Annotated in this window: 13 protein-coding genes; 6 read left to right on the top strand and 7 right to left on the bottom strand. The window is 59.4% G+C overall.

Annotation, left to right across the window (positions count from 1 at the left end):
* Nucleotides 1-20: 20 nt before the first annotated feature.
* The 3 genes from deoD to ACR0AO_RS10755 all read right to left on the bottom strand — a co-directional run bounded on the left by deoD (nt 21) and on the right by ACR0AO_RS10755 (nt 3,147).
* On the bottom strand, nt 21-734 hold the full coding sequence (deoD, locus tag ACR0AO_RS10745; protein WP_480603232.1) for a purine-nucleoside phosphorylase: 714 nt from the start codon (nt 732-734) through the stop codon (nt 21-23).
* A gap of 17 nt (nt 735-751) precedes the next feature.
* A complete protein-coding gene (locus ACR0AO_RS10750; RefSeq protein ID WP_480603234.1) occupies nt 752-1,069 on the bottom strand; it encodes an H-NS histone family protein in 318 nt (105 codons plus the stop codon).
* A gap of 110 nt (nt 1,070-1,179) precedes the next feature.
* Entirely contained in the window at nt 1,180-3,147 is a 1,968-nt protein-coding gene (locus ACR0AO_RS10755; protein WP_480603236.1) for a protein meaA, read from the bottom strand.
* A gap of 143 nt (nt 3,148-3,290) precedes the next feature.
* Between ACR0AO_RS10755 and ACR0AO_RS10760 the strand changes: the two genes are divergently transcribed.
* The 6 genes from ACR0AO_RS10760 to ACR0AO_RS10785 all read left to right on the top strand — a co-directional run bounded on the left by ACR0AO_RS10760 (nt 3,291) and on the right by ACR0AO_RS10785 (nt 10,208).
* Nucleotides 3,291-4,664, top strand: a complete 1,374-nt coding sequence (locus tag ACR0AO_RS10760; protein WP_480603238.1) for a 1-acyl-sn-glycerol-3-phosphate acyltransferase — start codon at nt 3,291-3,293, stop codon at nt 4,662-4,664.
* Nucleotides 4,665-4,801: 137 nt separating this feature from the next.
* Entirely contained in the window at nt 4,802-6,088 is a 1,287-nt protein-coding gene (ccrA, locus tag ACR0AO_RS10765; protein ID WP_480603240.1) for a crotonyl-CoA carboxylase/reductase, read from the top strand.
* A gap of 364 nt (nt 6,089-6,452) precedes the next feature.
* On the top strand, nt 6,453-7,172 hold the full coding sequence (locus ACR0AO_RS10770; RefSeq protein WP_480603242.1) for a helix-turn-helix transcriptional regulator: 720 nt from the start codon (nt 6,453-6,455) through the stop codon (nt 7,170-7,172).
* Nucleotides 7,173-7,254: 82 nt separating this feature from the next.
* Nucleotides 7,255-7,893 (top strand): acyl-homoserine-lactone synthase, encoded by a 639-nt coding sequence (locus ACR0AO_RS10775; RefSeq protein WP_480603243.1) that lies wholly within the window; start codon nt 7,255-7,257, stop codon nt 7,891-7,893.
* Nucleotides 7,894-7,950: 57 nt separating this feature from the next.
* A complete protein-coding gene (locus tag ACR0AO_RS10780; RefSeq protein WP_480603246.1) occupies nt 7,951-9,483 on the top strand; it encodes an ATP-dependent DNA helicase in 1,533 nt (510 codons plus the stop codon).
* The gene (locus ACR0AO_RS10785) at nt 9,480-10,208 is read left to right on the top strand and encodes an SDR family oxidoreductase (RefSeq protein ID WP_480603247.1); all 729 of its coding nucleotides are present in this window, start codon (nt 9,480-9,482) and stop codon (nt 10,206-10,208) included. Before ACR0AO_RS10780 ends, ACR0AO_RS10785 begins: the two co-directional genes overlap by 4 nt.
* Here the strand turns inward: ACR0AO_RS10785 and ACR0AO_RS10790 are convergent.
* The 4 genes from ACR0AO_RS10790 to ACR0AO_RS10805 all read right to left on the bottom strand — a co-directional run bounded on the left by ACR0AO_RS10790 (nt 10,205) and on the right by ACR0AO_RS10805 (nt 14,081).
* Complete coding sequence (locus ACR0AO_RS10790) at nt 10,205-10,966, bottom strand: TIGR02186 family protein (protein ID WP_480603251.1); 762 nt, start codon at nt 10,964-10,966, stop codon at nt 10,205-10,207. The genes ACR0AO_RS10785 and ACR0AO_RS10790 overlap by 4 nt on opposite strands.
* Nucleotides 10,966-11,889 carry a sulfite exporter TauE/SafE family protein gene (locus ACR0AO_RS10795; protein ID WP_480603253.1) on the bottom strand — a complete coding sequence of 308 codons (924 nt, stop codon included), beginning with the start codon at nt 11,887-11,889 and terminating at the stop codon, nt 10,966-10,968. Before ACR0AO_RS10795 ends, ACR0AO_RS10790 begins: the two co-directional genes overlap by 1 nt.
* 90 nt (nt 11,890-11,979) lie before the next feature.
* Nucleotides 11,980-12,987, bottom strand: coding sequence for an ABC transporter permease (locus ACR0AO_RS10800; RefSeq protein ID WP_480603255.1), 1,008 nt, complete (start codon nt 12,985-12,987; stop codon nt 11,980-11,982).
* Nucleotides 12,987-14,081, bottom strand: a complete 1,095-nt coding sequence (locus tag ACR0AO_RS10805; RefSeq protein ID WP_480603259.1) for an ABC transporter permease — start codon at nt 14,079-14,081, stop codon at nt 12,987-12,989. The genes ACR0AO_RS10800 and ACR0AO_RS10805 overlap by 1 nt, the downstream gene beginning before the upstream one ends.
* Nucleotide 14,082: the final 1 nt, after the last annotated feature.

Raw genomic sequence — 14,082 nt, forward strand, 5'->3', positions numbered from 1 at the left:
CCGTCGCGGCGGTCAATCTTTCAGCCCGCTTCGGGAAAAGCGGCGTGCAGGGCGATCTCCACCATCTCACCAAAGCTTTTTTCGCGGTCTTCCGATGGCAGGGCCGCCCCGGTCAGCAAGTGATCCGAAACGGTCAGAACAGCCAGCGCCCGGCATTTGTGGCGCGCTGCGAGGATGTAAAGCTCGGCGGCTTCCATCTCGACCCCAAGAATGCCGTGGCGCACCATCTGTTCGTTCAGATCGGGGCGTTCATCATAAAACACGTCCGAGGAATAGATCCCGCCGATATGTGTCGGCGTGCCCATTGCCCCGGCGGCGTTGGCGGCGGCCTGCAACAGGCCCCAATCGGCGCAGGGGGCGAAGTTGAGTTCGCGGAGTATCCCGCGCGAAGGCGTGCTGAGTGTCGTTGATGTCATTGCCAGAATTACATCACGAAGCTGTACGCTGTCCTGCATGGCGCCGCACGAACCGATACGGATCAGCGTTTTTGCACCGTAATCGCGGATCAGTTCATTTACATAAATGGACAGTGACGGCATTCCCATGCCACTGCCCTGAAACGAAACACGATTTCCTTTCCAGACACCGGTGAATCCCAGCATGCCGCGCACATTGTTGACCTGATGTGCGTCGGTCAAAAATGTTTCCGCCGCCCATTTTGCCCGATAGGGATCTCCGGGCAAAAGAACAGTTTCGGCAATATCGCCTTTTTCCGCGCCGATATGAATTGTCATGTCAAAGCGCTGCTTTTTCAGATTTCAAGGTCAGATATATCGGCACCCGCCTTGAGGGCGTCATGCACCCATTGCGGTTTGCGTCCCCGTCCGCTCCAGGTTTGATCGGGATTTGCCGGATTGCGGTATTTTGCCTTGGCTTTTGGGCTTTTGCCAGTGCGCCGTGCATCTCCGGACAGTTCCGCGAGCGAGAATCCGTATTCCGCAGCGGCTTTTTCGGCAGCTTCCAAAGCTTCGCGGCGCTCGCGATGTTCGGCCTCTTGCAGAGCGGTTTCGATGTTTCCACGCAATTCCAACAATTCCTTGCGTGACATTTTGCTGAGGTCGATCGCCATTCTCATTCCGTTTCTGCAATTGCCAATTGGATGTGATGCGCTTTTCGGGCGCATCACGTTAATAGGGGTAATGGGAATTTACCGCCAGAAGAAACTATGGGGAATATTGTTTATTCCGCGGCAATTTCCTTTGTTTCGACCAAGGTGATCAGATCGCCCATGATGGCGTTGAGTTCGAAGTTTTTTGGCGTGTAAACCTTGGCCACGCCCATTGCTTCAAGCTTCATGGCGTCATCATCCGGAATGATCCCGCCCACAACGACGGGAATATGGCTCAGACCCGCAATGCGCAGGCGCTGCATCACATCCTCGACCAGCGGGACATGGCTGCCGGAAAGGATCGACAGACCGATGACATGCGCGCCTTCCTCGGCGGCAGATGATACGATCTCTTCGGGCGTCAGCCGGATGCCGTCATAGGTGATGTCCATGCCGCAATCGCGGGCGCGGAAGGCTATTTGTTCGGCGCCGTTGGAATGGCCGTCAAGGCCCGGCTTGCCGACAAGGAACTTCAGGCGGCGGCCCAGTTTGTCACTGACCGCATCCACGGCGCTGCGCAGATCGTCCAGCCCTTCGGTCTTGTTCGAAACCGAGCCGGACACGCCGGTCGGGCCGCGATAGGTGCCAAAGGCCTTGCGCATCTCTTCGGCCCATTCGCCCGTGGTGACTCCCGCCCGGGCGGCGGCAATCGACGGCTCCATGACGTTTGCACCGGTTTTGGCCGCCTCGCGCAACGCGGTCAGGGCGGTCGCAACGGCGTTGTCGTCGCGCTCCTCGCGCCAGGCTGCAAGGCGCGAGATCTGTTCCTGTTCGACTGCCGGGTCGACCACCATAATGCCGCCATCCTCGGTTTGCAGGGGCGAGGGCTCGCCTTCGGTCCATTTGTTGACACCGACAACGACAGTATCGTTGCGCTCGATGCGGTTCAGGCGTTCGGCGTTGGAATCCACCAGCCGGGATTTCATATACTCGATCGACGCGACCGCACCGCCCATCGAATCGAGATTTGCCAGTTCGGCGCGTGCGCCCTCTTTCAGTTCCTCGACCTTGGCGTCCACGGCCGGGTTGCCGTCGAACAGGTCGTCATATTCCAGCAGATCGGTTTCATAGGCCAGGATCTGCTGCATCCGCATCGACCATTGCTGATCCCACGGGCGCGGCAGGCCCAGCGCCTCGTTCCAGGCCGGAAGCTGTACGGCGCGGGCGCGGGCCTTTTTCGACAGGGTCACGGCCAGCATCTCGATCAGGATGCGATAGACGTTGTTTTCCGGCTGCTGCTCGGTCAGCCCCAGCGAGTTCACCTGCACGCCATAGCGAAAGCGGCGGAACTTCGGGTCGGTGACGCCATAGCGCTGCTCCAGTATTTCGTCCCAAAGATCGACAAAGGCACGCATTTTGCACATTTCGGTGACAAAGCGGATACCCGCGTTCACGAAAAACGAAATCCGCCCGCACAGGGCTGGAAAATCCTCGGCCGGAACGCGGGGCTTCAGTTCGTCCAGCACCGCAATGGCGGTGGCGAGCGCATAGGCCAGTTCCTGTTCGGGCGTCGCACCGGCCTCCTGCAGGTGATAGGAACACACGTTCATCGGGTTCCATTTCGGCACGTTGGTATAGCAATACTCGGCCACGTCGGCGATCATCTTCAGCGACGGTTTCGGCGGGCAGACATAGGTGCCGCGCGACAGGTATTCCTTGATCAGATCGTTCTGAACCGTGCCCTGCAACTCAGAAACTTCCACCCCCTGTTCCTCGGCCACTGCGATATACAGTGCCAGCAGCCATGGTGCGGTGGCGTTGATCGTCATCGAAGTGTTCATCTGATCCAGCGGAATTTCGTCGAACAGCATCCGCATGTCACCCAGATGGCAGATCGGTACACCGACCTTGCCCACTTCGCCGCGGGCCAGTGTGTGATCGCTGTCATAACCTGTCTGGGTCGGCAGATCGAAGGCCACCGAAAGGCCGGTCTGTCCCTTGGCTAGATTGCTCCGGTACAGCGCGTTCGAGGCTTTGGCGGTGGAGTGACCGGCATAGGTCCGGATCAGCCAGGGGCGGTCTTTCTGCGTCTGCGTCATGGGTGAGCCTCGCGTTGAGTGGGCAATAATATTTCGTTATTGCGTTCTAAATCGCAATTTTCGGGATATGTCAATTCGCTGCGTTGCGGCATCCCGGATTTCTGACGATTGTGGCCCTGTTTGAATGGTGGCACTGTGCGGGCATGACGCGAACCGTGGAACTTCCGCTTTGGCTTTTCATCCTGATCCTGCTGTTTGCGGCGGTCACGTTCGCATCGCATTTTCTGTTTCCGTCCGTCCGCTGGTTCTTTCGGCGCAGGCTGGAGCGGGCAGTCGAGCGGCTGAACAAGAACCTGCAACGCCCGATCCAGCCATTCAAGCTGGCGGAGCGCCACGACATGATCCAGCGGCTGATCTATGATCCGCAGGTGGCGCGGGCGGTGCAGCAAGAGGCAAGGGAAACCGGTATCCCGGAAGCGGTGGCATCCGAGCAGGCGCGCCGATACGCGCGCGAAATTGTGCCTTCGTTTTCCGCTTTTGCCTATTTCAGCTTTGCGATCCGGGCGGCCCGGATGCTCAGCAATGCATTCTACCATGTGCGCCTGACCTATGAGGATGAACCGGCGGTGGACGGGATCGATCCCGATGCGACAGTGGTTTTTGTCATGAACCATCGCAGCAACATGGACTATGTTCTGATCACCTATCTGGCCGCCGAACAATCGGCGTTGTCCTATGCGGTTGGCGAATGGGCAAGGGTCTGGCCGCTGAGCCGCCTGATCCGCGCCATGGGGGCCTATTTTATCCGGCGCAAATCGGGAAGCGATTTGTACAGACAGGTTCTTGCCGCCTATGTCCGGCACGCCACCGAAGCAGGTGTGACGCAAGCCATGTTCCCCGAGGGCGGGTTGAGCCTGACCGGTGGGCTGGGGCGCCCCAAGCTGGGACTTTTGAAATACATCATCGACGGGGTCGAAACCGGCGGCAAGGATGTAGTGTTTGTTCCTGTGGCTCTGAACTATGACAGGGTTCTGGAAGACACCATTCTGACAGCTGCCGCCTCGCGCAAGGAGCGGCGGTTCCAAGCGCGGATCGGTGTGATAACAGGATGGATGCTCAAACAGGTCTGGCGGCGTCTGACTGGGCACTATCAAAGGTTTGGCCTGGCCTCGGTGCGTTATGGCACCCCCTTGTCGCTCGCCGCATTCCGTGCGGAACACCCGAAGGATTTGATGACGGACCTGGCGCGCGAGCTGATAAAGCGGATTGGTTCGGCTGTTCCCCTGGTTCCGGGGCCGCTGGCATGCTGGCTGGTGCTGAAGAACGGAAGCATGAACGAAGCCGAGTTGATGGGTGAAGTCGCCCGGCTGATGGAAGATCGGGGCATGGCACCGGATCAGGCCAATGGGTCGGTAACTTTTGCCATCGGCCAGTTGGTGGATCGCCGCATCTTGCTGCGCAAGGGCGAAATGATCTCGACTTCGGTCGAGAGGGGCGACCTGGCACGGTTCTATGCGCAATCGGTTGCGCACCACTTCGCAGGGGATGAAATCGGAGATGCCGCGAGTGCAAAGTAACTTTCTGCACTCGCAGGGTCATAAAATTTCAAAATCCCACCGAAATTCTATTGCATTGTTACTCTGCGGCCAATATTTCATCCATTGAGATCCGCGATTCTGCGTTGCGGCAACAGACGAGAAGAAAGGAGGCCATCATGGCTTTGGATACCGACAGCGGCATTGCGTCGTACGAGGCGCCTGAAAAAGACCTCTACGAAATGGGTGAAATCCCTCCGATGGGATATGTGCCTCAGAAGATGTACGCCTGGGCCATCCGGAAGGAACGGCATGGTGAGCCGAACACGGCCATGCAACTCGAAGTCGTGGACGTTCCGAAACTCGACAGCCACGAAGTGCTGGTTCTGGTGATGGCGGCGGGCGTCAACTACAACGGTGTCTGGGCTTCGCTGGGCAAGCCGATCAGCCCGTTTGACGGGCACAAGGCCCCCTATCACATTGCCGGTTCCGATGCGTCGGGCATCGTTTGGGCAGTGGGCGACAAGGTCAAGCGCTGGAAGGTCGGGGATGAGGTCGTCATCCACTGCAACCAGGATGACGGCGATGACGAGGAATGCAACGGTGGTGATCCGATGTATTCCACCAGCCAGCGGATCTGGGGATACGAGACACCGGACGGTTCGTTCGCGCAGTTCACCAACGTCCAGGCCCAGCAGCTGATGCCCCGCCCCAGACACCTGACCTGGGAGGAAAGTGCCTGTTACACGCTGACGCTGGCGACAGCGTACCGGATGCTGTTCGGGCACGAGCCGCATGACCTGAAGCCGGGCCAGAACGTTCTGGTCTGGGGCGCGTCGGGCGGTCTTGGCTCTTACGCGATCCAGCTGATCAACACTGCGGGTGCAAACGCGATCGGCGTGATCTCGGACGAAAGCAAGCGTGACTTTGTGATGGGTCTGGGCGCCAAGGGCGTTTTGAACCGCAAAGACTTCAACTGCTGGGGTCAGCTGCCCACGGTGAACACGCCGGAATATGCCGAGTGGTTCAAAGAGGCCCGCAAATTCGGCAAGGCCATCTGGGACATCACCGGCAAAGGCATAAACGTCGACATGGTGTTCGAACACCCGGGCGAAAGCACCTTCCCGGTCTCGACCTTCGTTGTCAAAAAAGGCGGCATGGTCGTGATCTGTGCCGGCACCACCGGCTATAACCTGACCTTCGACGTGCGCTACATGTGGATGCACCAGAAGCGCCTGCAGGGTTCGCACTTTGCGCACCTGAAGCAAGCATCGGCTGCAAACCAGCTGATGGTCGAACGCCGTCTGGATCCGTGCATGTCCGAAGTGTTCACCTGGCAGGACCTGCCGGAAGCGCACATGAAGATGATGCGCAACGAACACAAGCCCGGCAACATGTCGGTTCTGGTGCAATCGCCCCGCACAGGCCTGCGTACGCTCGAGGAAGTTCTGGACGCGCGCGACTGATCCGGGACTGCCCGATGAGATTTGCACCCGCGACTCACCGAAGTGAGTCGCGGGTGTTTTCGTTTCAGGCGCGGGTTGAATGGTTTCAAGACTTTGCTTTTCGATGCCTCGCCATTTTTGGGGAATGGGAACCGGTGAATTTCTTTCGGGAATCTTTTCATGTTATGGTTGTGTTAACCGTTCGTTAACCATTTCGGAGAGACTCTGATGCAGCATAATGAGTGGATACTGGACGTTCTGTCCGACCTCAGAACTTTCGCTGCTGCGAACGGGTTGAGTGTGCTGGCTGAACAGCTTGATGATACCAGGCTGATCGCTGCTGCGGAAATTGCGTCCGGCAAAAATGAGGTACGGGCGGCCACGCATGCGAACGAAGGTCGATTTGAACCAGGTCATCGAGGAGCTGGACAACAGCAGCACGCTTGAAGACCTGGAACGTGTTGCCATCTCGCTCAGGAACAGGCTGGGCATAGATCACATCATCTATCACTGGGTCGACAGCGCCGGGGATCAATACGGATGCACGACCTATCCGGATGCATGGGCGGAACGTTATCTCGACCGGAACTACCATCGGATCGACCCGGTCATCCTGGGCTGTTTCCAGCGTTTCCATCCCGTCGATTGGAAAAAACTGGACTGGTCGGGCAAGGTGCAAAACGGGTTTCTGAAGGATGCCTTGCAGCACGGGGTCGGAAATCAGGGCTATTCGATTCCGATCCGCGGTCCCAATGGCCAATTCGCTCTGTTCACGGTTAACCACAGCTGCGACGACGAGGCCTGGGCACAATTCACAGAGACGCACGGGCGCGACCTGATTCTGATCGCGCATTATTTCAACCGGAAGGCGCTGGAATTCGAAGGCGGGCAGCAACCCGAGGCAAATCGGGCGTTGTCACCGCGAGAAGTGGATGCGATGACCCTTTTGGCGCTGGGCTACAACCGCGCTCAGGTCGCGCATTCACTGTCAATTTCGGAACATACTCTGCGCGTCTATATCGAAAGCGCGCGGTTCAAACTGGGCGCGCTGAACACAACCCACGCCATCGCCACGGCCATGAGTCGGGGATTAATAGTGGTTTAACGCCCGCGCGGCCTGATGACCTGAAATTAACCAACACTTCGTACCCCCTTTGTTCTCAAGTGTGCGACGAGGGGAAATCGTTATGTTGCGTTATGTCTATGCGGATGAATTGCATAAGTTTCCAAAACTGGCCGAAGGAATGTTCCGGGACCGGGCGGATCAGTTCAAAACCCGGCTGGGTTGGGACGTTCATGTCAATGACAAGGGGGAAGAACGGGATCAATATGACGATCTGAACCCCTTGTATGTCATCTGGGAAGAAGAAGATGGCAGTCACGGCGGGTCGATGCGCATCCTGCCGACCACCGGCCCGGTGATGGTCAACGATGTCTTTGGCCATCTGACCGGAGGGGCGCCGATCTGCAGCCCGCTGATCTGGGAAGTCACGCGGTTTTGCCTGTCCCGCGACGCCAGCCCGCGAACGGCCGGCGCGATCATGTTGAGCGGAGGCGAAGTGATGGGAGGGTTCGGGCTGACCCATATCGCCGGGGTGTTCGATGCCCGGATGGTGCGGATTTATCGCCTGATCGGGTCTTCTCCGGTCATTCTGGGTTCCGAGGGGACCGGGCGGAATCAGGTGTCGGTTGGGCTGTGGCCCTATTCGCAGGAGGATTGCGCGCGGGTCGCGGAACGGGCGGGCATCCCGCGCGAAATGTCGCGGATGTGGTTCAACGCCGCCTTCGGAAAGGCACTGCGGCCCCGCTTCGCGCAAAGCGCATGAAGACGCGCGTGTAAATGGTGTCTGGCGATGGTTGGCGCGGCCCTGTAGGGTCGCGCCATGTCCTTGCCGCAAGTGAAATTCTCCGACGATCAGGCCACCGCTTTCGACAGCATCGCCGAGATGCTGCGGCTGGCGGGTATCGATCTGGATGACGAAGCACTGTTGAAATCTCCGGGTGACGGAAAATCCGGCGTCATGGCGGTGATCGGCAAGGCGGGCTCGGGCAAAACGTTGTTGTTGTCAGAGCTCTACAAGGCCTTGAGCGATGCGGGCGTCAGCGTTGTCTCGGGCGACTATGAAAGCCGCAAATCGCGCGACAAGCGGACATTGGCGATTCTCGCACCGACAAACAAGGCGGCGAGTGTCCTGCGTCTGCGCGGTGTTCCGGCGACCACCATCCACCGAATTCTCTATACGCCGGTATACGACCCGGAATACGAACGCATCGCCGAGTGGCTGGCAGGCAATGACGAGCGCCCCGAGATCGAAGGGCTGACAGACGAGGCGCTGGACCGCGCCGCCGCGTTTTATGCAAGGAACAAGTCCATTCCCGGCGCGCTGGCGGCGGCGGGATTGCGCGGGTCGGATTTCATCACCGGCTGGAAGCGCCGCGAAGAGCCTCTGGATATCGGCTTCGTGGACGAGGCATCGATGCTGGACGACCGGCAGTTCGAAGACCTGAAGGAAATTTTTCCGACCCTCCTGCTGTTTGGGGACCCGGCACAGCTGGCCCCGGTCAATCAGTCAGGCTCGATGGTGTTTGACGGGCTGCCCGATCCGCGCAAGCTGACGCTGAGCCGAATTCACCGACAGGACGCGGACAATCCCATTCTGGATCTCGCCCACGCGCTGGCCGACCCGCTGCTGGGCTTCGAAGATTTCGAACGCATGATCGAAGAAACCGCACGCCGGGACGATCGCGTCGTCTGGGGGCAACGGGTCGAGGTCGATCTGATGGCGCGCAGCCCGGTTCTGGTCTGGCGCAACGCGACACGCATCCGGCTGATCAACGCTTTTCGCCACGTTCACGGCGCGCCCGAAACCGAGCTTCTGGAAGGCGAGCCGCTGATCTGCGACGGGATCGAGCTGCCATTGAAGCATCGCAAGAAACGTCTGGATCTCGAAGCGCGCGGCCTGATCAAGGGCGCGCAGGTGATCTATCTGGGGCCGGGGCGCAAGCCGGGCTTTTCGCGCTTGCACGTGACGGGGGCCGAGGATCCGCAGGTCAGTGCCGCCTCAATCGTCAAAATCGAGAAGCCGGATGAGGAAGAGCCGTTCATCCCCTATGCCGCGCGTATGGGCGCTACGTTTCTGCACGGGGCGGCGGTGACCATCCACAAGGCGCAGGGCTCTCAGTGGGAGACGGTCCAGGTCTTTGCCCCGGACATATATGCGGCGGCCCGTATGGGGCGGACAGAGGCGGGTCAACCCTTGTGGAAACGGCTGGCCTATGTGGCGATCACCCGGGCGCAGGAGCGGCTGATCTGGGTGGTGCGCAACAGGTTGTCGAAACCGACCTATCCGCTGCGGGTGGACGACCTGCGGGTGATGGCCGCGCCGGAACTGACACTGGAGGCCGAACAGATATGAAGACGATCATCGTGACCGGGGCCAGCTCGGGCATTGGCCGGGCGACGGCAGAATTGTTTCTTGCCGAAGGATGGCGCGTCGGATTGCTGGCGCGGCGCGGCGAAGTGTTGGAAGAGATGGCTCGGGGGCAGCCCAATGCCCTGCCGCTGACGGCGGACGTGACCGACCCGCATGCCGTCGTGGCGAGCTTTCGCAAATTCGTGGACCGGGCCGGGCGATTGGATGTCTTGTTCAACAATGCCGGGATCTTTGCGAAGGGCGGTACAATTGAGGAAATCGCGCTGCAGGACTGGTACAATTCGGTCAACGTCAATCTGAACGGCATGTTCCTGTGCGCCCGCGAAGCGTTTGCGGCGATGCGCAAGCAGTCGCCGCAGGGGGGACGGATCATCAACAATGGCTCAATCGCCGCGCATGTGCCGCGCCCAAACTCGGTGCACTACACGGCGACCAAGCACGCCATAACCGGGCTGACACGCAGCCTTTCGCTGGACGGCCGCCCGTTCGGTATCGCCTGCGGACAGATCGACATCGGCAATGCGCGAACCCCCATCGTGCAAGGGCTGGTAGACGCCGCGCTGGCCGAGGGGCGCGAGCCGGATCCCACGATGGCAGTGGAGGACGCGGCACGATCCGTTTTGCACATGGCAAACCTTCCGCCCGAAGCGAATGTTCAGTTCATGACGGTAATGGCTACGACAATGCCCTATATTGGCCGGGGTTAGTTGTTGCGCAGCAAGCGGAATGCGGTCGATGCTCCCCAGCCGGCAGCAATCGCGATAGCCAGCGACATCAGACCATAGACGATTGGCTGTTGGCGTGACATCGAATAGAGAATGCGTTCCAGCCCGACCTTGCGCACATCTATGGTCGTTTCGAATTCCGAGATCACTTCGCCGCCACGGGTCAGAAAGATGCGCGCAAGATAATCACCTTCGGTCAGGTCGGCTGGCATGGCGATCAAAGTTCGGAACAGGGTCTGTTCATCCACAGCGACGGTGTTTTCGCGGATCGAATACAGGTCCGCATGTTCGCGAATTCGCACAACCGCATCGGCAAAGGACTGTGCACCGCGAATATGCATCGCCGCGCCGACTGATCGGATGGCCCGCTCGATCGATATGCGATAGCGCAGATCCTCTGTGTCGGTAATCGCGTCCTTGAACGGGGCGCTGGTTGCGACAGCGTAAAAACTGGGGGCGGAATCGACCAGAACGCTGTCGACATTGACCCAGATCCCGAACTTCTTCTCCTTGCGGCGCACCAGCACCGGTTCGGCCGGTCCAGAGACGGCTACGATGACCTCAAGCGGGTTGCCGGACGGGATTGGCGTTTCGCGTTTTACAGCGCCGAAAACCAGAATTTCGGAACCGTTGAAATCGGCGGTGATGGCCACCCGGTCCTGGCTGAGACCCAGCACAACGGTCTCTTCCGCGGCGGCGGGAAGGGACAGTAAAACAAGCGCGGCAAGCAGGCGGAGCATCAGTGGCCTCCTTCGGCGCCGATTGAATACAGTTCCGCGGGTTGCAGCAGCAGGTCCGTCGCCAGCTTGCCGCAAACCACCAGCACCATCAGGGCCAGTAGGATGCGAAGCTGCTCGGCTTTCATGCGTGCGCCGATGACGGTCCCGAATTGCGCGCCGACCACCCCGCCAACCAGCAGCAGAACCGCCAAAACAACATCAACGGTAAAGTTGGTGGTGGCGTGCAGCATGGTGGTGAAGGCGGTCACAAAGATGATCTGAAACAGCGAGGTTCCCACCACGACTTTGGTCGGCATGCCCAGCAGATAGATCATCGCGGGAACCATGATAAAGCCACCGCCAACACCCATGATGGCGGACAACACACCAACGAACAGACCGACGATCAGCGGCGGCAGAACCGAGATATAAAGGCCCGATGTCCGAAAGCGCATTTTGAAAGGCAATGCGTGAATCCAGCCACGCTGCCGTCGTTTCGGGGCTGCGTGGCCGTCGGATTTTCGGGATTTCCTGATGGCGTTCAGGCTTTCGACGAACATCAGCCCGCCGATAATGCCGAGGAACACGACATAGCAAAGCTTGACCAAAAGATCGACCTGGCCAAGGCTTTTGAGATAGTTGAACACAACCACACCCAAGGCCGCGCCGGTCAGGCCCCCGACCAAAAGCACTGTCCCCATTTTCAGATCTACGGTCTTTCGTCGGAAATGCGCAAGCACGCCCGAAAAAGACGACGCAACGATCTGGTTGGCTTCGGTCGCGACCGCCACCGCCGGCGGTATGCCGATGAAGAAAAGCAGGGGCGTCATGAGAAAGCCGCCGCCAACGCCGAACATGCCGGACAAAATGCCGACCATTCCACCCAAACCCAACAGTAGAAAGGCGTTTACAGAGACTTCGGCGATGGGAAGGTATATTTGCATACTCTCTTAGAACCGGTGCCGCGTACAAAATCAACCATCCATGCTGCTGCGCAGCGATTAGGACTGATTTATGATCGTGAACTGGCCTTATCAACGTTCCTTGACATAGGGTTCACCACCTGCGCGCGGCGGAATGGCCTTGCCGACGAAGCCGGCGAGAATCACCACGGTCAGGATATAAGGCAGGGCGTCCATGACCTGTACCGGGATCACGATTCCGCCCAGATCAATGTTCTGGAACCGCAAGGCGATGGCTTGCAAAAGACCGAACAGCAGGCAGGCCCACATTGCATGCCATGGGCGCCACTTGGCAAAGATCAGTGCCGCCAGAGCGATAAAGCCACGACCGGCCGTCATGTCCTTGACGAATCCGGCTTGAAGGGCGGTGGCCAGATAGGCTCCGGCAATGCCGCACAGCACACCGCAGATCGCCACAGCGGCATAGCGCAGGCCGACGACCGAAACACCAGCGGTATCAACCGCGGCCGGGTTCTCGCCCACGGCGCGCAGGCGCAGGCCGAACCGCGTGCGGTTGAGAACCCACCATGTCGCCGGCACGGCCAGAAATGCAATATAGACAAGAACACTATGGCCCGAGATCAGTTCGGAAAAAATTTGCTGAAAGAGGTTCGCCTCGCTCATCAGGTCGGAAACCGGTCGTCCGAGTCTCTCGGCATCGTCAGGGCCGATTGCGAAAGGAAATTCCGCGCTTTCGAACCGTCCTCCGCCAAACAGCGAGGGTGTTCTTCCGCCCTGCTGGAACCAGTCCTGCGCCACCAGAACGGTCATACCCGCCGCCAGAAAGTTGATCGCCACTCCGGAAATCAGCTGATTGCCCCGGAACGTGATCGAGGCCAGACCGTGCAGCCCCGCAAGCACCAACGACGAGGCCATGCCTGCCAGAAGGCCAAGCCAGACCGACCCGGACACGGCGGCGACGGCGGCTGAAAAAAAGGCGGACATAAGCATCTTTCCCTCAAGGCCGATGTCGAAAATGCCGGCACGTTCCGAATACAATCCGGCCAAACAGGCCAGAAGCAACGGAGTGGACAGTCGAATTGTCGAATCGAGGATCTGGATAATCGTCAGGAAATCCATCAGGCCGATCCTTTCCGAAATCCGAGAAACAGTTTTTCAAGCGGGGCGCGTACCATATTGTCCAGCGCTCCGGTGAACAGGATCACCAGCGCCTGGATGACAACGATCAGTTCGCGGGGGATCGACGTCCAAAGTGCCAGTTCCGCGCCGCCCTGATAGAGAAAGCCAAACAGGATTGCCGCCACAAACACACCAAAGGGATGGGATCGACCCATCAGGGCGACCGCGATTCCGATGAAACCCGCGCCCTCGGTCGAGTTGAGCACCAGGCGCTCTGCTTCGCCCATCACGTTGTTGGTCGCCATGAGACCGGCCAATGCACCTGAGATCAGCATCGACACGATGGTGATCCGCACCGGCGAAATCCCGGCATAAAGCGCGCCGGTTTCGGAATGCCCGTAAGCCCGGATCTCATAGCCCAGGCGCGTGCGCCAGATCAGCGCCCAAACCACGACACAGGCGAGGATCGCCACGATCAGAGAGATATTGGCGGGCGCGGCCTTGGAAAAGCTGATGCCGATGGGGGCCAGCAGGTCGTGAAGCGTCGGCAGATGCACCGCCTCGGGAAAGCGCTGGGTTGCCGGATCCATCGACCCTTCGGGCCGCATGACATTGACCAGCATATAGTTCAGAAACGCGGCCGCGATGAAATTGAACATGATCGTGGTGATCACGATATGGCTGCCGCGCCTGGCCTGCAGATAGGCCGGGATCGCCGCCCAAGCCGCGCCAAAGACCATCGATGCGGCGCAGGCGGCCAGCAACGCGATGCTCCAGTGTGGCCAGGGCACGTAAAGGCAGACGAGCGCAACGCCAAGCCCGCCCAGCATCGCCTGCCCCTCGCCGCCGATATTGAACATCCGCGCGTGGAAAGCCACGGCGACCGCAAGGCCGGTGAAGATGAAATTGGTGGCGTAATAGAGCGTATAGCCCCAGCCATAGGTCGAACCCAGCGCGCCGGAAACCATCAGCTTGACAGCGGCGACCGGATCTTCGCCGATGCCGAGGATAACAAGGGCTGACAGGATCGCCGCAAGGATCAGGCTGATCAGCGGGATCAGGACCACATCGGCCCATTTGGGCATCTTTTCCATG

Source organism: Ruegeria sp. AF8 (assembly GCF_056541825.1).

Bases quoted from the DNA above. Each gene is read 5' to 3' on its own strand.
- deoD (WP_480603232.1), bottom strand. From the start codon at position 734: ATGACAATTCATATCGGCGCGGAAAAAGGCGATATTGCCGAAACTGTT.
- ACR0AO_RS10750 (WP_480603234.1), bottom strand. From the start codon at position 1,069: ATGGCGATCGACCTCAGCAAAATGTCACGCAAGGAATTGTTGGAATTG.
- ACR0AO_RS10755 (WP_480603236.1), bottom strand. From the start codon at position 3,147: ATGACGCAGACGCAGAAAGACCGCCCCTGGCTGATCCGGACCTATGCC.
- ACR0AO_RS10760 (WP_480603238.1), top strand. From the start codon at position 3,291: ATGACGCGAACCGTGGAACTTCCGCTTTGGCTTTTCATCCTGATCCTG.
- ccrA (WP_480603240.1), top strand. From the start codon at position 4,802: ATGGCTTTGGATACCGACAGCGGCATTGCGTCGTACGAGGCGCCTGAA.
- ACR0AO_RS10770 (WP_480603242.1), top strand. From the start codon at position 6,453: ATGCGAACGAAGGTCGATTTGAACCAGGTCATCGAGGAGCTGGACAAC.
- ACR0AO_RS10775 (WP_480603243.1), top strand. From the start codon at position 7,255: ATGTTGCGTTATGTCTATGCGGATGAATTGCATAAGTTTCCAAAACTG.
- ACR0AO_RS10780 (WP_480603246.1), top strand. From the start codon at position 7,951: ATGTCCTTGCCGCAAGTGAAATTCTCCGACGATCAGGCCACCGCTTTC.
- ACR0AO_RS10785 (WP_480603247.1), top strand. From the start codon at position 9,480: ATGAAGACGATCATCGTGACCGGGGCCAGCTCGGGCATTGGCCGGGCG.
- ACR0AO_RS10790 (WP_480603251.1), bottom strand. From the start codon at position 10,966: ATGCTCCGCCTGCTTGCCGCGCTTGTTTTACTGTCCCTTCCCGCCGCC.
- ACR0AO_RS10795 (WP_480603253.1), bottom strand. From the start codon at position 11,889: ATGCAAATATACCTTCCCATCGCCGAAGTCTCTGTAAACGCCTTTCTA.
- ACR0AO_RS10800 (WP_480603255.1), bottom strand. From the start codon at position 12,987: ATGGATTTCCTGACGATTATCCAGATCCTCGATTCGACAATTCGACTG.
- ACR0AO_RS10805 (WP_480603259.1), bottom strand. From the start codon at position 14,081: ATGGAAAAGATGCCCAAATGGGCCGATGTGGTCCTGATCCCGCTGATC.